The 17,985-nt window shown below is 58.5% G+C and carries 17 protein-coding genes; 4 read left to right on the plus strand and 13 right to left on the minus strand.

Annotated elements, in window-relative coordinates; all coding sequences use genetic code 11:
* Nucleotides 1-16 precede the first annotated feature (16 nt).
* Complete coding sequence (locus tag GOW31_RS04870) at nucleotides 17-619, plus strand: DNA-3-methyladenine glycosylase I (RefSeq protein ID WP_171168268.1); 603 nt, start codon at nucleotides 17-19, stop codon at nucleotides 617-619.
* 4 nt (nucleotides 620-623) lie between these two features.
* On the opposite strand, the gene GOW31_RS04875 is transcribed toward GOW31_RS04870, so the two are convergent.
* The 4 genes from GOW31_RS04875 to GOW31_RS04890 all read right to left on the minus strand — a co-directional run bounded on the left by GOW31_RS04875 (nucleotide 624) and on the right by GOW31_RS04890 (nucleotide 4,948).
* Nucleotides 624-1,505, minus strand: coding sequence for a fructose bisphosphate aldolase (locus tag GOW31_RS04875; RefSeq protein WP_171168270.1), 882 nt, complete (start codon nucleotides 1,503-1,505; stop codon nucleotides 624-626).
* 73 nt (nucleotides 1,506-1,578) lie between these two features.
* Nucleotides 1,579-2,928, minus strand: coding sequence for a cytochrome P450 (locus GOW31_RS04880; protein WP_171168685.1), 1,350 nt, complete (start codon nucleotides 2,926-2,928; stop codon nucleotides 1,579-1,581).
* Nucleotides 2,929-2,930: 2 nt separating this feature from the next.
* Complete coding sequence (locus GOW31_RS04885) at nucleotides 2,931-4,133, minus strand: hypothetical protein (RefSeq protein WP_171168272.1); 1,203 nt, start codon at nucleotides 4,131-4,133, stop codon at nucleotides 2,931-2,933.
* 62 nt (nucleotides 4,134-4,195) lie between these two features.
* Entirely contained in the window at nucleotides 4,196-4,948 is a 753-nt protein-coding gene (locus GOW31_RS04890; protein ID WP_152457901.1) for a cytochrome c biogenesis CcdA family protein, read from the minus strand.
* Nucleotides 4,949-5,054: 106 nt separating this feature from the next.
* On the opposite strand from GOW31_RS04890, the gene GOW31_RS04895 reads away from it, so the two are divergent.
* Entirely contained in the window at nucleotides 5,055-5,288 is a 234-nt protein-coding gene (locus GOW31_RS04895) for a sulfurtransferase TusA family protein (RefSeq protein WP_152457900.1), read from the plus strand.
* Nucleotides 5,289-5,337: 49 nt separating this feature from the next.
* Here the strand turns inward: GOW31_RS04895 and GOW31_RS04900 are convergent, their stop codons facing one another.
* From GOW31_RS04900 to purC, 8 genes are all read right to left on the minus strand, one after another.
* Entirely contained in the window at nucleotides 5,338-8,208 is a 2,871-nt protein-coding gene (locus tag GOW31_RS04900; protein WP_171168274.1) for a ribonuclease E/G, read from the minus strand.
* A gap of 508 nt (nucleotides 8,209-8,716) precedes the next feature.
* Nucleotides 8,717-10,051 carry a sigma-54 dependent transcriptional regulator gene (locus GOW31_RS04905; protein WP_171168276.1) on the minus strand — a complete coding sequence of 445 codons (1,335 nt, stop codon included), beginning with the start codon at nucleotides 10,049-10,051 and terminating at the stop codon, nucleotides 8,717-8,719.
* A gap of 12 nt (nucleotides 10,052-10,063) precedes the next feature.
* On the minus strand, nucleotides 10,064-11,746 hold the full coding sequence (locus GOW31_RS04910; protein ID WP_371807735.1) for an ATP-binding protein: 1,683 nt from the start codon (nucleotides 11,744-11,746) through the stop codon (nucleotides 10,064-10,066).
* Nucleotides 11,747-11,878: 132 nt separating this feature from the next.
* A complete protein-coding gene (gene purQ / locus GOW31_RS04915; protein ID WP_171168278.1) occupies nucleotides 11,879-12,547 on the minus strand; it encodes a phosphoribosylformylglycinamidine synthase subunit PurQ in 669 nt (222 codons plus the stop codon).
* A gap of 11 nt (nucleotides 12,548-12,558) precedes the next feature.
* Nucleotides 12,559-13,602, minus strand: a complete 1,044-nt coding sequence (locus GOW31_RS04920) for a zinc-dependent alcohol dehydrogenase family protein (RefSeq protein WP_171168280.1) — start codon at nucleotides 13,600-13,602, stop codon at nucleotides 12,559-12,561.
* A 4-nt stretch (nucleotides 13,603-13,606) separates the two neighbouring features.
* Nucleotides 13,607-13,837, minus strand: a complete 231-nt coding sequence (purS, locus tag GOW31_RS04925; RefSeq protein WP_117872765.1) for a phosphoribosylformylglycinamidine synthase subunit PurS — start codon at nucleotides 13,835-13,837, stop codon at nucleotides 13,607-13,609.
* 115 nt (nucleotides 13,838-13,952) lie between these two features.
* Complete coding sequence (locus tag GOW31_RS04930) at nucleotides 13,953-14,618, minus strand: MarC family protein (protein ID WP_171168282.1); 666 nt, start codon at nucleotides 14,616-14,618, stop codon at nucleotides 13,953-13,955.
* Between the two features lie 139 nt (nucleotides 14,619-14,757).
* Nucleotides 14,758-15,513, minus strand: a complete 756-nt coding sequence (gene purC / locus GOW31_RS04935) for a phosphoribosylaminoimidazolesuccinocarboxamide synthase (RefSeq protein ID WP_117869044.1) — start codon at nucleotides 15,511-15,513, stop codon at nucleotides 14,758-14,760.
* Between the two features lie 187 nt (nucleotides 15,514-15,700).
* Here purC and GOW31_RS04940 point away from each other — a divergent pair, with 187 nt between their 5' ends.
* Entirely contained in the window at nucleotides 15,701-16,018 is a 318-nt protein-coding gene (locus GOW31_RS04940) for a DUF1476 domain-containing protein (RefSeq protein ID WP_152457893.1), read from the plus strand.
* 121 nt (nucleotides 16,019-16,139) lie between these two features.
* Nucleotides 16,140-17,153 carry a betaine--homocysteine S-methyltransferase gene (gene bmt / locus GOW31_RS04945; RefSeq protein ID WP_171168284.1) on the plus strand — a complete coding sequence of 338 codons (1,014 nt, stop codon included), beginning with the start codon at nucleotides 16,140-16,142 and terminating at the stop codon, nucleotides 17,151-17,153.
* A gap of 11 nt (nucleotides 17,154-17,164) precedes the next feature.
* Here the strand turns inward: bmt and GOW31_RS04950 are convergent, their stop codons facing one another.
* Nucleotides 17,165-17,941, minus strand: coding sequence for an enoyl-CoA hydratase-related protein (locus tag GOW31_RS04950; RefSeq protein WP_171116067.1), 777 nt, complete (start codon nucleotides 17,939-17,941; stop codon nucleotides 17,165-17,167).
* Between the last annotated feature and the right edge of the window lie 44 nt (nucleotides 17,942-17,985).

A 17,985-nucleotide genomic window follows, 5' to 3' on the forward strand; every position in this document is an offset into this window, starting at 1 on the left:
CAAAAAGGGTACAACCATGAGCGACACCATTACCGGGCCGGATGGGCAGCAAAGATGCGCATGGTGTCAGGCCGCGCTCGAATTCTTTGAATATCACGACAATGAATGGGGTTACCCTGTCGGCGACGACCAACGGCTGTTTGAAAAACTGTGCCTCGAAAGCTTTCAGTCAGGCCTTAGCTGGCGAACGATCCTGAACAAGCGCGAAAATTTTAGGAAGGCGTTTTACGGGTTTGATTTCAACAGGATGGCCACGTTTTCTGATGCAGATGTAGAACGCCTACTACAGGATTCCGGGATCATCCGTCATCGCGGCAAGATTGAAGCGGTGATCAACAATGCGCGTTGCGCGCAGGACCTTGTGGCGGCCGAAGGATCTCTGGCGGCCTATGTCTGGCGTTACGAGGCTGAAACGCCTCCGCCTCCGCAAACGGCGTCCACATCGCCCGAGTCGGTGGCCATGTCGAAAGATCTCAAGAAACGGGGATGGAAGTTCGTTGGCCCTACAACCGTGTTTGCGTTCATGCAGGCCATGGGGCTGGTCAATGATCACGCCGAGACCTGCATCGGCAGAAAAAAAGCGGCACAGTTGCGCCGCTCTTTCGTCAAACCTGTCTGAAAGGTTAGACCGAGGCTTTGTAAATCTTGTCGATGTTGCCACCCAGCGCCGCGTTGAATTCGGCATCTGACTGCTGCTTCGACAGGCCTTCGGTCAAGGCCCGCGAGAAGGATGCAATCATCTTGCCATTCCGGCCCAACAGATCACAGGCTTCTTCCGTCGAATAACCGCCCGACAGGGCCACAACGCGCAAGACCCGCGGGTGGTCAGCCAGCGCGTCATACAGGTTTGCCTTTGTCGGGATCGTAAGCTTCAGCATCACTTCCTGACCCTCGGCCAGTTGATCGAGGTTCTTGAGGATTTCAGCCTTCAGGATGTCTTCCGCCTCGGCCTTGGTTGCCGAATGGATGTTCACTTCGGGCTCCACGATCGGAACCATACCGGCATCGGTGACTTCGCGGGCGACGTCGAACTGTTGGGCAACCACCGCCGCGATGCCATCGGCATTCGCTTCGTGAATGACCGAGCGTTCCTTGGTGCCGAACACACCATCGGCCTTGGCCAGGGTCTCGGCCAGACCGGGGATCGGTTTCATCATCTGAACGCCATTTGCCTGGTCTTCCAGGCCTTTGTCGATCTTCAGGAAAGGAACGATACCTTTGACCGACCAAAGGTAATCGGCAACCTTGCGGCCTTCGATCTCTTCGCCCAGGGTACGTTCGAACAGGATTGCGCCAATCACTTTGTCCTTTGTGAAATCGTCGGCCAGAATGATGCGGGCACGCATCTTCTGGATTTCACCGAACATCTCTTCCTCCGAGCTGTAGTCGGATGCCTCGACGCCATACAACGCAAGCGCTTTCGGGGTTGATCCGCCGCTTTGATCCAGTGCCGCGATAAAGCCCGTGCCGTTGATCATCTGCGCGCGCTGTTCTGCTTTGGACATGTTGTTTTCCCGTTCAATGATGATTCCGATGTTCTTCCCCGCATACAACAGGGCGTGAACCGATGGTAGGTTGTTAGCGCTCAAACAGGCGTAACCATATGCCATCTTTGGATCGAACCGTCAGGTGAGCGACCGGAACAGGTGTTTTTCCCGGGATTGTTTCGAACCTGTAGCGGCGCAAGAGCATCGACAGGATCAGCGGCCCTTCGACCATTGCAAACCCGGCCCCAGTGCACACTCGGGGGCCTGCTGAGAACGGGATGTAAGCGTCGCGCTGACACCGCTTGCCGTTTTCCGTGACCCAACGGTTGGGTTCAAAACCGTCCGGATCGTCCCACAAACGCGCCTGACGGTGCAAATGCCACGGGCTGATCACGATCTGCGCGCCAACCGGTACATCCCGGTTACGGAACCGTTCGAGGCACGTGGTCTCGCGGACCATCATGGGCACCGGAGGATAAAGGCGCAGCGCTTCGCGAAACACATCCCGGCTGATCCGGAGTTTTGAAACAGAGGCAAATGAAGGATCATCCAGAACAGCGGCCTCCTCTGCAACCTTCTGCTGCCATTCCGGATAAAGCGCCATCAGGTACAGCGTCCAGGCCAAGGCTGACGCACTGGTTTCATGCCCGGCAAGAAAAAAGATCGCCACCTGATCAACCATTTCCTCGGGGTCGAAGAACTGCCCGGTTTCGGGATCAGCCGTCGTCATGATCTTGGTCGCAAGATCGTCAGGTGCCGTTCCGTCCTTAATGGCCTTTGCGCGTGTTCTGGTCAGTTCGGCAATCAGCGCCCTGATATCCCGCGCGTTCTGTTTGGTCGCCCCGGAATGAAGCCGGGGCAGCCACTTTGGCAAGGGAACAAAAGCTGCCAGATTCAGCAAAGGTTGCGCGCGTTGATAGGCCCGGAACTTTTCGAACACTTGGCTGGCGATAGCGTTGTCGATAGGAACGGAAAACAGGGTGCGAAATATCACGTCCGCCGCTGCATGGCTTGTCTGTTCTTCGAATTCGAGTTCCCCTCCGACATGAGGCCGCAGCCGTTCCACACACGCCTCGGCAGCGGCCAGCATGGCCGGGAATGTATCCTTCAGACGCCCCCCTTCGAACGCGGGATCGATAATCCGCCGCTGTCGTTTCCAGGTCTCGCCATTGGTCAGAAATACCGAATTGCCAAGCAACGGGCGCAGGCCTTCGCTGATCCTGCCGGATTTGGGAAAATCGTCAGGCCGTTTCTTGAGGACGGTTTGAACCAGATCCGGTTGATTGATCAGGAACGACCGGAAGAACGGAGTTTTGAATTCTGCCATCCACGCGCGATACAGCCGGGCTGGCTGCGCCGACAGCAGGTCTTGCCTGAACAGTTTCACATAGCGCAGCAACGAAACCTTCTCGGGGCGCGGGTCTGGCTTGGGCGGGGTCATGGTCATGGCTGTACCGAGGTGAACTTGGAGACAGGCGTCTCGATACGGCTGCGAGAAGCCTCACGATCCGCAAACCTTTGCCCCAGCGTCAACGGGCCAGCCGTTATCCGGAAATAATCATAGCTTTCCGGCTTGTCGAAGGCGCAAAGATACTGAAAATGAAGGCGAAAAAAACGCCATCGCAAAGCTTTCCAGCGTTCCGGAGACAAGGTTTGCGAAAAAGCCGCCGACAGGACCAGCGGCCAGCGTTTATCAGCATCGGCCACCCCCGTGACCGCAACCGGATCGCAAAGCGCAAAGGCGCAGCCATCACCGGGGGCCGAGACATCGATCCAGCTGAGCTCGGACCGCGTGGACAGGAAATGCAGATCGGACCGCAAATCGTGTGCCTGGGGCAGAAACGAGACCATGGGAACCACCTGTCCCAGACTTAGAAACGACAGCACCGCGCCTTGCTCGTGCACTTTCGTTTTTCGGACCAGTTCGGCCAGAACAGACACCCCCAGATGCGCCCCCGAGCTGTGGCCAACGACCAGCACCTCATCCACATCGGAATTCAACGCGTCTTGGATCGCTTCACGAAACGAAGACAACCTTTCCCGCAGCTCGACCGGCATTTGCCCGCTCAACTGCGCTGAATAGGCGTAATCATGCATCAGGTAATACGCAAACAGCCGGTTATCGACCTTGCGAAACCACAGCAGTAACGCGACGGCGATGGCCGCTCCGGGGAATACCCCCCACCAACCAGCCATGGCTATGCACGCCCATGCCAACGCAAGCGCGATCAGCAGCTGAGACACCAACATCGCCACTGGATACAACGCAGCGATCACCGGGCCCTTGCGCAATCGCATCAGACGCCACAACGTACCGGTTGATATGTAGATCCACGCCGTGCGGGCCAATTGCCAATAGGTCGCCGAGATCGAGACCGACATGCTGTCGCGCACGATGTCGGACCACACCAGAACCTCGAATTCCGTTTCAACAGTCAGGCCATCTTGTTCCGAGGTCACCCGCCAGCCGAAACGTCCCTCCGTTGTCTTTTGGGATATGGCGATCTCGTACCCCGAGATCCGGGCCTGCTTCTGCGATTCACTGCGATACAGCTCGCGATATCGCCGGGGCGGCATCGGATCATAGCCGGGTATATAGAACACCCGACGTCTGCGCACCTGCGGCTGATTTGTGTGACTGCTCATGCCCTTACCTTCTGATGCGCAGGTTAACGCAGGCTTGAAGCCAAGGTAAGAGGGTCAGTTGATCACCCGAAATTTGCCAGCGCCGGAAAAGTTTCCAGCAACCACCAGCTGAAACGGGTGAAAAGCCCGGTTATCAGCATAATGCCCACAAACAGCAACAATCCACCCATGATCTTTTCGATCGTGCCCATATACGGTTTGATCCGGTTCATCACGGTCATGGAGCGATTCAGGAACATGGCTGCCAACAAAAACGGAATACCCAAACCCGCAGCGTAAACCCCCAGCAGAAACGTGCCACGCGCGACAGACGCTTCGTTCGCCGCCAGTGACAGGATCGCACCCAGTTGAGGCCCAATGCACGGGGTCCAACCGAATGCAAAAGCCAGGCCAAGGATGTAAGCGCCAAAGACCGACCCACCGGAATCACCGGTTTCAATCCGTGCTTCGCGATCCAGAAAAGGAATCCGGAAGACATTTAGAAAGTGAAGGCCAAAGACGATGACAACGGCACCGGACAACTTGGCGAACAGCACCTGGTTTTGCAGCACAAACGCGCCAAAGGCCGATGCGGTAAAGCCAAGCAGCAGAAACACGGTCGACAGGCCCATGACAAAGAACAGCGCCGACATGGTCGCCTTGCGCCGCGCGCGGGCCTCGTCCTGCATCTCATGTATGGTAACGCCGCTCATATACGCCAGATAAGGCGGTACGATTGGCAATACGCAAGGCGACAGAAAGCTGATCAGGCCACCCAGCAGCGCTACGAACATGGCGGGCAGCAGTCCCGCGTCTATGATTTCGATTCCGAACATGTTTCTGCACATATGTGATGAAGAGCGATCCGTCACGGGGCCAAACAGTCACATCCTCGTGCTCGGAATCTGGACAATATTACAACTGCGCCCTATCCCGAAAATCATGTCAGAGATTACAGATACCCTGGACGCTTTGGGCCTGTTGTGCCCCTTGCCCGTCCTGAAAGCCCGCAAACGACTGAAATCCATGCCGGAGGGTGCCGTTCTGCGGGTGCTGGCCGATGATCCTGCGGCCATCGTGGATGTTCCGCATTTTTGTGCCGAGGCCGGGCATACACTGCTTTCGCAGGACACTGACGGCGCACATCAGATCTATCTGATCCAAAAATCCAGCTGACCTTCGTTGCAAGTCAAAAAAAGGCGGGCCGATCAGCCCGCCTTTTTCATTAACTTCCCAGCGACCACCAACCGCGTCGTTTGGGCTTGGCGGGTACGGGTTCAGGCTCTTCCGCCACGCTTTCAAGCACCGGCTCGGGCGTTGCTTCCGCTGGCCCGGCTTCGGCAGGATCTTTGGTTTCTGCAACGTCAGCGGCTTCTAAGGCTTCCGCAGATTGCTTTTCCGCCTCATCCGCTTCTTCAACCGCTTGTGCCGCATCCACACCGTTTGCAGGTTGCTCTTCCGACGGAGGAGCGTCAGCCTGGGCTTCGGCTGGTTCAGCGGCCTCCTCAACCGGCTCTGCCACGACCTCTGCGCTTTCGCCCGCGATGCTCTCGCCGGTTTCCTCGGTTGCCGGCTCTTCCGTTGCAGCGTCGGCCGTCGTGGCGGATGGCTCTTCAGGCTGATCCGCAACTTCTTCGGCAACCGCATCTTTCTTGCGACGGCGCGGGGCGCGTTTGCGCTTGGGCTTTGCCGGTTTTTCTTCCTCCGAAGCCTCAGCTTCAGCCGGCTCAGCACTTTCGACGTCAGGCGTATCGCTCTCTGCGTCTTCTTGTGCTGGCGCTTCACCCTCTTCCGCAGCCTGCTCCGGCGCATCGCCATTGCCCGAACCTTTCTTGCGACGACGACGACGGCGCTTGCGCTTGGGCTTTGTCTCTTCTTCGGTCTGAGCGATTTCCTCTTCGGCCTCTTCCGCGTCCGATGAATCGACAAGATCCATCAGCGACGCATCGACAGAAACAACAGGCGCCGTGGCCTCGGGAACAATCCGGCTGGCCGTCTTGAACTTCTCCATCGAGAAGTCCGGGCTGACCAGATGGATATCCCCTTCGATCCTCACCGAAAGCCCATAACGCGCCTCGATCTGCGCAATATGCTCTCGCTTCTGGTTCATCAGGAAGTTGGCGATGCTGACAGGGCAGCGCACCAGGACTTCGCGCGAACGGCGGCGGGTACCTTCTTCTTCGATCTGACGCAGGATCGACAAGGCCATGTTGTCGTCCGAGCGGATCAGACCGGTGCCGTGACAGGCCGGGCACGGCTGTGTCGTTGCCTCGATCATGCCGGGGCGCAGACGCTGACGGCTCATCTCCAGCAGACCAAAACCCGAAATACGACCAACCTGGATGCGGGCGCGGTCCGTTTTCAGTTTGTCTTTCAAACGCTTTTCGACAGCCGAGTTGTTCTTGCGCTCGTCCATGTCGATGAAGTCGATGACGATCAGACCGGCGAGATCGCGCAGGCGCAGCTGACGCGCAACCTCTTCAGCGGCCTCGAGGTTGGTCTTGAGTGCGGTTTCCTCGATCGAACCTTCCTTGGTGGCCCGGCCCGAGTTCACGTCGATCGCCACCAGTGCTTCCGTCACGCCGATCACGATATAGCCACCGGATTTCAGCTGTACGGTAGGATTGAACATCCCGGCCAGATAGCTTTCCACCTGATAGCGCGCGAACAGAGGCAGCGCATCTTCGTACCGTCTCACGTTCTTGGCGTGCGACGGCATGATCATCTTCATGAAGTCCTTGGCGATGCGGTACCCGCCCTCGCCTTCGACCAAGACCTCGTCGATATCACGGTTATAAAGATCACGGATCGACCGTTTGATCAGATCACCTTCTTCATAGATTTTTGCCGGCGCGATGGATTCCAGTGTCAGCGCCCGGATCTGCTCCCACAAGCGCTGGAGGTATTCATAGTCGCGCTTGATCTCGGATTTGGTTCGCTTGGCTCCGGCGGTTCGAATGATCAAACCCGCCCCGGTCGGAACATCGATATCCGTTGCGATCTCTTTCAGCTTTTTCCTGTCCGCCGCGTTGGTAATCTTGCGGCTGATGCCACCACCACGTGCGGTATTGGGCATCAGAACGCAATACCGTCCTGCCAGCGAAAGATAGGTCGTCAGCGCAGCACCCTTGTTTCCGCGCTCTTCCTTGACAACCTGCACCAGAAGGACCTGACGTACTTTGATGACTTCCTGAATCTTGTAACGACGCGGGCGCGGTTTGCGCGGCGGACGAATGTCTTCGCTGTCATCATCATCAGCAACCGATTCAATCGATGCGTCTTTTGATGCAGCGTCTGTGCTTTTGGTTTCGTCAACGTCCTCATCAGGGTCTTGTTCATCATCCGCAGCTTCAACAGGTTCTTCTGCTTGCTCCGGCTCGGATTGGGCTTCATGCCCTTCCGATTGAATGTCTTCAACGGCTTCCACTGGCTCTTCGGCCTGATCCTCCGCGTCGTCGTCCGACACCTCGACAGCCTGTTCAGTGGCTTCCTCGGCAACGTCGTCTAGTGCTGCCTCATCCGATGCGGTTTCGGTTGCTTCTTCAGTGGCCGGCGCGTCATCGTCAACCGGCTCCTCTACCGGAGTTTCAGCGACGACTTCCATCGGCGACGTTCCTTCCGGAACCTCAACGCCTGCTTCTTCACCCTCGTCCAGATCGATGGTTTCCATGCCGGTTGGTTCGGTCGAAACCTCCATCGTTTCAACCGGATCATCCGATTTCACGTCAGCGGCCTTCGCGCGAGACCGGGTCCGCCGCTTCTTGGGTTTGGTCTCTTCAGCCTCATCACGCGCCTTCATGGCCTCGGCGTAGGCGCGCTCTTCCTCCATCAACGCCTCACGGTCGGCGACGGGGATCTGGTAATAATCCGGATGAATTTCAGAGAATGCCAGGAAGCCATGCCGGTTCCCGCCATAATCCACAAAGGCCGCCTGAAGCGACGGCTCAACCCGCGTTACTTTTGCAAGATAGATGTTGCCGGCAAGCTGGCGTTTGTTTTCGGATTCAAAATCGAACTCCTCGACCTTGTTTCCGTCAACCACCACGACGCGGGTTTCCTCCGCGTGGGTGGCATCGATAAGCATTTTCTTAGCCATTTGTCCTTGGTGCACCGCGCCAAACGCGTTGTCCTGACCTGTCCAGGCGGACAGGCGCTTTTGGGGAGGTGTCTTGTCAGGGCGATATCAGACGGCGCGCGGCAGGGTCTGGCGCTGTGGCCCCCTGCCCGTTCTCTCAATCGTTGCGCGCGCGTCATCGCGGTTCTTCTCCGACAGACGCGTCTGAACGCAGCCTGCCCATTTATTCCTTTCGCCCAGTGATCCCGGGCTCAGGTACTCCACTGCCCCTTGAGGGGCATAATCGGTCTGCTGAACCGCGAGGTCTTGACCCTCACCAACGGATCAGCAGCGAAACTCAAAGATTCGGGACTTGCAGGCGTCAAAATCGCCCGGCCCGTTCCGACACAATAAAAGCAACCCTGTGGAAAAGACAATGGGCAAACTTCATTCCGTGCCCAAACCAGCGTCGCCGCCCCCTTCATCTGGCCAAAAATATCCCGGGGGAGGCGCCATATGCGACGGGAGCAGAGCCCCCAAATCGCATCGCTTACAGATAGTCCGAACGCTGAAGGCCGTATTTGGCCATCTTCTCGTTCAGCGTCCGGCGAGGAAGGCAAAGCTCGTCCATGACTGACGCGATAGAGCCTTTGTGCCTGCGCATCGTATTATCAATCAGCATTCGTTCAAACGCTTCGACATATTCCTTCAGCGGCTTGCCCTCGGTGGTCATCACCGGCTGCATCTCTTCGTGATCGGACATCAACAGAGACGCGATGGTGCCCGAGCCACGGCGCGATTGCAGCACCGCCCGTTCGGCAATATTGATCAACTGACGCACATTGCCGGGCCATGGCGCCTGCAACAATTGCGCAGCTTCCTGCGCGCTCACCTGGGGGGCATCGCAACCGTATTCTTCGGCAAACTGCTCACTGAGACGGGTAAACAGGGTCAGGATATCTTCGCCCCGCTGCCGCAACGGCGGCATAGTGATGCGCAGCGCGGCCAGGCGATAGAACAGGTCCGGGCGCAGCACGTCTTCCGACGTCTTGCCCGCCTCCTGCAGGTTCGAGATGGCAACGATCCGGGTCTCCGCAGGTGTGCCCTGCTCGTTCATCACGCTCAGCAGCTTGGCCTGCAACGTATCGCTCAACGCTTCCACATCTTCCAGAACCAGCGTGCCGCCACGCGCCTCTTCGATGGCGGGCAGTTGCGCATCTTCGGGCATCATGGGGCCAAACAGGCGCTTGGCCAGTGCGTCTTCTTCAAGCGCGGCGCAGGACACCAGAACAAACTTCTTGCCGGCACGGCTGCCAACGGCATGAAGCGCGTGAGCCACAAGCGTTTTCCCGGTACCGGTTTCACCGTCGATCAACACATGGCCGTCAGCCTGGCCGAGATCCAGAATATCCTCACGCAGCCGCTCCATGACCGGGCTGGCACCGATCAGCTTGTTCATGATCTGGGTGCCGCCGGACAGCTCGCGCCGCAGGGCACGGTTGTCCAGAGTCAGACGGCGCGCATTGCTGGCGCGTTTGGCCAGTTCGGACATCTTGTCGGGGTTGAACGGTTTTTCAAGGAAGTCGAACGCGCCAACGCGCATCGCTTCAACCGCCATCGGCACGTCGCCGTGCCCGGTGATCATGATCACCGGCAAGGTGCTGTCGGCCCCCATCAACTTTTTCAGAAGCTGAATGCCGTCCATTCCCGGCATCTTGATGTCCGAGATCACGATTCCCGGATAATCCGGCCCCAGAACCTTGAGCGCGTCCTCGGCGCTGGCAAAGGTTTCCGTGTCATATCCGGACAAAGCAAGCCATTGGCTGATCGATTGGCGCATGTCCTGTTCGTCATCCACAATGGCGATTTTCATGGCCTGTGCCATAGTGATTCCTCGTTATTCCGCGGCCTCAAGGCCGTCGCTTCCCAGTGCTGGCAACTGCATTTCAAACACCGCGCCACCGTATTGGCCGTTGCGCGCAGTCAGCCGTCCCCCATGGTCGTTCACGATCCCCGACGAGATGGCAAGCCCCAGGCCCACCCCGTCTCCGGGCTGTTTGGTGGTATAGAACGGCTCGAACAGGTTCTCGATATCCTCGATCCCATGCCCGTTGTCGCGTACCGTCAGGACAGCCGTGTCACCCGCCGCCAGGATGATTTCCACATCCGGCTCTGCCACTGATTTGGTGGCGTCCAGCGCATTGCGCAAGAGGTTGACCATCACTTGCTCGATCCGCATCCGGTCCCCCATCACCACCACCGGTTCTTCCGGCAGGATCTGGGTGATCTTCACATGGCGCTGACGCAACTGCGGCTCCATCATCGACAAGGCCGAGGCCAGCGCTTCGCCAAGATTTACAGGTGAAAACGCATCAGCCCCCTTGCGCGCGTATGATTTGAGCTGCCGCGTAATCGCGCCCATCCGCTCGATCAGGCCATCGATCCGGCCAAAGCTGGCCAATGCCTCTTCCGGCCGGTTTCGACGCAACAGCAGACGGGCGCCGGCCAGATAGGTTTTCATTGCAGCCAGAGGTTGATTCAGCTCGTGACTGACCGCCGCTGACATCTCACCCAGAGCTGCAAGTTTCGAGCTTTGGGCAAGGGTCTGTTCCGCCAAATCCAACGTCTTTTCAACCCGTTCGCGTTCAGCGATTTCCCGCTGTAGCCTGGCGTTCAATGCGCGAAGCTCTGCCGACTCGCGCTGAAACAGGGTCATGCGCAGCGTCGCGCGTCGGCTCAGCGCGTAGAACGCCAGCGCCAGAAGAATCGCAAAGCCCATGATCTCGAGCGCCAGAACGCTGTTCACTTTCTCGCGGATCGAGGCATAGGTCGTGAATGAAGTCATTTGCCAGCCGCGGAACGGGATTCGCGTTTCCAGACGCATCACGGCCTCGCCTTGCAGGTAGGCGTCAGGTGGCAAAGCGGTCCAATCGGTCGTCGCCCGAATGGCCCGCTGGATCGCCCCTTGCGGCGGTTGACGCAGCAGGGCCGCCCCCTCATCCAGACCCCGCCAGCGCGGTTCGGTGGACAGAATGATGGTTCCGGTACTGTCAGTGACCATCACCGCATCCGAAATACCGGCCCATGCCTGTTCAAACTTTTGCAGATCAACTTCGACAACGATCACGCCCAGTATTTCCGCGCTGTTTTCAAGCCGGCGCGAATAGACAAAGCTGTATCCGCCGGATTCCTTGGGAATAACGGAAAAGATCGTCGCATTTGACCGGATCGCGTCCACAAAATACGGAATATTCCTGTGCGCCTCGCCCAGTCTGTTCCGATCCGTCGCCGCAACCGTTCGCCCGTCACCATCCAACAGCATCAACGACGCCGCACCGATTTCCTCCACGAACGAAATCAAACGCTGCGTCGACAACGAATAGTCCCTGGATTGCAGCGCCGAAATCAGTGTCGGGTCCCGCGCCAGCAACTGGGGCACGATCGAGTTGCGGCGCAGTTCGCTCAGCAAATTGCCGGAATACAGCGCAAGGCGCAGCTCGGCCCGGTTGCGGGTGGATTCGGTGAACCTGTCGGTCAACAAGCGGTTGGTGATCCAAACCGTTGCGATTGTTGCCACCATCAATACAATAACAGCCAGCCGCAGCCGCCACCCCAACGGGGCGCCGCGAAAGGGTTTCAGCAGCTTTGACCAGCCTGATCGCACGTCCGAGTTCATGATCAGACGTTACGCGCGGGCGCGCGTGACCTCAAGTCACGCCGCTTCAAACACACCTGACAATGCGCGGAACAGCGCCGCCCCGTCGGTGCCGCCATGCCCTTGATCGGCCGCGCGCTCGGGATGCGGCATCATACCCAGAACACGACGGTTTTCGGAAAGGATCCCCGCGATATCACCGACCGAGCCGTTGGGGTTCTCGGTATAGGTGAATGCGATCCTGTCCTGATCTCTCAACACTGCCAGCGTTGCGTCATCCGCGAAATAGTTGCCGTCGTGATGCGCAATCGGAATACCGATCACGTCGCCTGCGTTATAGCCACCGGTAAAGACGCTGTCGCTGGTTTCAACTTTCAGGCCCACAGTCTTGCAGATGTATTTCAGCCCGGCATTGCGCAGCAGCGCCCCCGGCAGGATACCTGTTTCCGTCAGAACCTGAAATCCGTTGCAGATCCCGACCGCATAGCCGCCGCGTTCGGTGTGGTTGACCACGGCCTTGCAGATCGGCGACTGCGCAGCGATTGCACCGCACCGCAGATAGTCACCGTAAGAAAACCCGCCCGGAACGCCCACGATATCAATACCGTCCGGCAGCGCTGCATCTTTGTGCCAGACCATGTCGACCTGAAAACCGGCCTGCTCAAAGGCGACCGCGAGGTCTCGGTCACAGTTTGATCCGGGGAAAACGATTACGGCTGCGCGCATGGCGGGCCCTCCTACGAGACAAAATCGGTGACGACCGCAACGCCCGGAGGAGTTGGATGGTCAAAGGCGGCAAGCTCGGCGCTCACCTGGTTGAGAGATATTTTTCGCGTGACCAACGGGCTCAGGTCAATTCCACCGCCCGCGATCAGCGACAACAAAGACGGATAGCGCCAGCTTGGCATTCCGCGTGTGCCAAAGACGGAAAGCTGGCCAGAGTAAAGCACATCCATCGGCAACGCCATCTGGGTGTGATCTCCGGCAGGCATCCCGATCTGCACCATGCGCCCCATTTTGCGCAGGGAACGCATCGCGGAAACGGTCGTAGCTTCGACGCCAAGCGCCTCGATCGCGACATGGGCACCGCCACCGGTGATATCCTTCACCGCCTGGGGCGCATCGCAGGTTGCCGCATTGACCACCGCGTCAGCGCCCAGAGCCTTGGCATAGTTCAGTTTGTCATCCGTGATGTCGACAATTACCACACGTGCGCCAAGCGCCTTGCCCAGCAGCAAAGTGGATATTCCGACACCGCCGCCGCCGAAGACGGCAATCCAATCACCACCCTGAACCTGTGCCCGACCGACCAATGCCTGCCACGACGTCGTCACGCGGCATCCCAAAGCGGCCGCGATGTCCGGCGCGATGCTGTCCGGTAAGGATGTCAGGTTCGCGTCAGCATGGGCCACCGCGACATATTCCGCAAAAGCGCCGTCACAGGTGAACCCCGGCACAACCTGATCCGCGCAGATCGTCTGATGACCCTGCGCACAATCCGGACACCGGCCACAGGCCAGAATGAAAGGCGCAATCACCCGATCCCCGACACGCCACCGGGTGACGCGCGCGCCGACGGAAACCACCTCGCCGCAATACTCGTGCCCTGGCGTCATGGGCAGGATGACGTCCGGGTCCGAACCAGACCACGCGTGCCAGTCAGACCGGCACACGCCGCAGGCCAGCACCCGCACGACCACGCCGTCTTCCGCCGGTGCGGGATCCGGGATCGTCGTTACCTCAAGCGGCTGACGGTAGGTGATCAGACGCGCGGCCCGCATTCCATCAGACCAGTTCGATCTCGTAGCGTTCGATAACAGTGTTGGCCAAAAGCTTTTCGCACATCTCGGTCACATCTGCTTCGGTCGCGCCGTCGGCCAGTTCAAGGTCGATCACCTTGCCCTGACGCACACCTTCGACCTGATCAAAGCCCATTGCGCCCAATGCGTGCCGAACCGCTTCGCCCTGCGGGTCCAGCACCCCGTTCTTGAGCATCACATGAACCCGTGCTTTCATTTTGGCAACTCCACCTGCGGGCCGCAATCCGAGGCCCATTTCGTTGCGCGGGGGATAGCGCGCCAAATGGCTTTCGACAACCCTGTTTGCAAAGCAGTTTGCCGCAGCAATCCAACTATCCGCCTTCTTTGGCCAATCCCGGGTAATGCGCGTCAATTGCATGGAACGTGCCAGTCAGAACCATCTCGACCGCGACAGCGACCAGCAGGATGGCCATGATCCGGGTCAGGACGTTGATCATTGTCTCACCCAACAGGCGCGAGATCTGATCTGCGAACAACAATCCCAGCCCCACGATCGCGCAGGCAATCAGGATCGCCGAACCCAGCGTCACGAGTTCGGCGCCGTTCGAAAGTTGGTGCGAAAAAACAATCGTGATGGCAATCGTGCCCGGCCCGATGGTCAAAGGTATCGCCAGCGGTACGACGGCAAAATTCAGTTTCCGCTCGTGCCCGTCATCCATCGCGGCCTGATCGCCCGGCGGCCGGTCCTCGGCCTTCAACATCGACATCCCGATTCCGAAGATGATGATCCCTCCGGCAATCCGGAAAGCCGGCACATCAATGCCAAAAACCCCAAGCACCTCTTCCCCGATCACGACAGCGGTCAGCGCAATAACCGTAACCGAGATCATGACAACAACCGCAACATGCCGCCGTTCTGCCGCGGTGCAGTTTTTCGTCATGCTCAGAAAAATCGGGATGTTGTAAAGCGGATTGAAGATTGCAAGCACGGCGGCCAGAAACTTCAGAAACACTGTCTGATCAAATAGTTCCGCCATTTGACACCCATCCTGAACCTTTTGTGCCTGCCCGAGGCAAACATGCTGGGGAAACGAGAAACTGTCAATTTCAACCGCGAACGAAAAAGCGCCGCAAACACGGTTGCGGCGCTTTGGCAAACTTGAGGTCCGGCCGTTCCTAGTTGATCAGCGTCGGCTTGGTGACATTGTTGCTGGGCAGGACACCCAGTCGGCGTGCAACTTCGGAATAGGCGTCGGTCAAACTGCCCAAATCACGGCGGAACACGTCCTTGTCCAGCTTCTGACCGGTTTCGATATCCCACAGGCGGCAGCTGTCGGGGCTGATTTCGTCAGCAACGATCAGGCGCTGATAATCGCCTTCAAACACGCGGCCGATCTCGATCTTGAAGTCGACCAGACGAATGCCCACCGCCAGCATCACACCGCTCATGAAATCGTTCACGCGCAAGGCAAGGCTGAGGATATCGTCCATGTCCTGCTGGCTGGCCCAGCCAAACGCGGCGATGTGTTCTTCGGTGACCAACGGATCACCCAGCGAATCGTCCTTGTAGCAGTACTCGACGATCGGGCGCGGCAGTTGCGTGCCCTCTGCAATGCCCAGGCGCTTGGACATCGATCCGGCGGCATAATTGCGCACGATCACTTCCAGCGGAACGATTTCGCAGTTGCGAACCAGCTGTTCACGCATGTTCAGGCGGCGAATGAAGTGGTTCGGAATGCCAATCTGGGTCAGGCCGGTCATGAAGAATTCCGACAGGCGGTTGTTGAGCACACCCTTGCCGTCGATCACGTCCTTCTTTTCCGCGTTGAAGGCGGTGGCGTCATCCTTGAAATACTGGACGATCGTTCCCGGTTCGGGGCCTTCGTACAGAATCTTGGCCTTGCCTTCATAGATTTTCTTGCGACGCGCCATAAGCGACCTTTCCACTCTGCACAGAGGGATTGAGTCCCCTCACGTTGGCGTCCTCATAGTCCAAGCACCCATTTCCCGCAAGTTCATGTACCCGAGAGGCTTTGACGCAGCGCAAATCCCTTGCGCATGGGACGTCGTATAGTCATATCATCAGGAAAGAAGACATAACCCAAGAGGTCCTTGCCCTATGACGACGTTCGACGAACGCGAAAACGCCTTTGAAGCCAAGTTTGCCCATGACGAAGAGATGCAGTTCAAGGCACAAGCCCGCTGCAACAAGCTTTTGGGTCTGTGGGCTGCTGAAAAACTGGGTAAATCCGGTGCCGACGCCGAAGAATATGCAAAGACGGTCGTGATTTCCGACTTCGAGGAAGCCGGGCACGAAGATGTCGTTCGCAAGGTTTCGGGCGATCTGGGCAACCTGTCCTCGGACGAGGAAATCCGCGCAAAAATGGCCGAGCTTCTGCCGGAAGCCAAGGCGCAGGTCCTGAGCGAGACCAACTGAGCCTAGGGCGTCCGACTCATGATCTTCATGAGTTTTATGAATTTGATTTGACGCCTTGGTCATGAGACACGGGGCGTCTCTTTTTTTAACGGCGTTTTGCGCCTTTTCCTGGAACAACCCTATGACAAACGCGCTGAGCAAGCTTCTGGAATCCAATGACGCCATTCTGGCCGATGGTGCCACGGGAACGAATCTGTTCAACATGGGCCTGCAATCTGGTGACGCTCCCGAACTCTGGAACGTGGATGCCCCGGACAAGATCCTGGCTCTGTATCAGGGGTCGGTTGATGCAGGCAGCGATCTGTTCCTGACCAACACGTTCGGCGGCACAGCGGCACGGCTGAAACTTCATGACGCGCACAACCGCGTGGGCGAGCTGAACCGCATCGGCGCCGAGCTGGGGCGCGAAATCGCCGACAAGGCCGGACGACCTGTCGTCGTTGCAGGATCGGTCGGCCCGACTGGTGAAATCATGGAGCCGGTCGGCAGCCTGTCGCACGCCGAAGCCGTGGAAATGTTCCATGAACAGGCGGAAGCGCTGAAAGAAGGTGGGGTGGATGTTCTGTGGGTGGAAACCATCAGCGCCCCCGAAGAGTTTCGCGCCGCCGCCGAAGCCTTTGCCCTGACCGACATGCCCTGGTGCGGCACAATGAGCTTTGACACTGCCGGACGCACGATGATGGGTGTCACATCGGCCGATCTGGCCCAGCTGGTCGAAACTCTGCCGAATCCTCCCATCGCTTTCGGTGCGAACTGCGGCACCGGCGCATCCGACATTCTGCGCACAGTACTGGGATTTGCCGCGCAAGGCACTGAACGCCCGCTGATCTCGAAGGGCAACGCAGGCATTCCGAAATACGTGGATGGTCACATCCATTATGACGGAACGCCCGAACTGATGGGGCAGTATGCCGCCATGGCGCGGGATGCCGGCGCGACCATCATTGGCGGGTGCTGCGGAACCATGCCCGACCACCTGCGCAAGATGCGTGAGGCGCTGGACAGCACGCCGCGTGGTGAACGCCCGACGCTCGATCAGATCACTGATGCGCTGGGTCCGTTCACATCCGCCTCGGACGGGACGGATGACGATGCGGCACCGGAACGTCGCACACGCCGCCGCCGCCGCGCATGATGTCAGCCTGATCAGCGCCCTTCGAATTTCGGAGGGCGTTTTTCCATGAAGGCCACGACACCTTCGGCAAAGTCCCTCGAACGGCCACATTCGCCTTGCAGGTGCGCCTCGGTCGCAAGCTGCTGTTGCAGAGTGTTTTCATACGTTCGGCGAATGGCTTGCTTGATCGCGCCATAGGCGGCCGTGGGGCCTTTTGCCAGATACTCTGCCCTCTTGCGCCAATGATCGGCGAAAGCGTCATCCGGCACGGCTTCCCAGATCATGCCCCATTCATCCGCCTGCTTTGCCGTGATCTTTTCGGCAAACAAGGCCGCGCCCATTGCTTTGGCCAACCCCATCTGACGGGGCATGAACCATGTTCCACCGGCATCGGGAAGCAGACCGATACGGGCAAATGCCTGTAGGAAGTAGGCGCTTTCGGTGGCAATCACCACATCGGCACAAAGGGCAAGGTTCGCGCCTGCCCCGGCCGCCGGTCCGTTCACCGCGGCAATCGTGGGCACCGGGCAATTGTGGATCGTCTCCAGCATCGGTTCATATTCATCGCGCAGCGACCGTTCCAGATCGATCTTGCCGGTTGAAGACGCATCGCCCAGATCCTGCCCGGAACAAAACGCAGGGCCCGAACCGGTGATGACGACACAGCGCGCCTTGATCGCTGCATCTTTCATGGCGTGCGTAATCTCTGCCCGCATCTGGGTGGTCAGCGCGTTCATCTTGTCCGGCCTGTTCAGCGTCAGAACCGCCAGACCGTCTGCAATCTCCAGAGCAACCGTTTCGTAATTCATGAAAACCCTCCCGTCGCGCCATGTGTTTTTGCACACTTACTGGC

Origin of the sequence: Ruegeria sp. HKCCA0370 (assembly GCF_013033705.1) — a bacterium.
Lineage (GTDB): Bacteria > Pseudomonadota > Alphaproteobacteria > Rhodobacterales > Rhodobacteraceae > Ruegeria.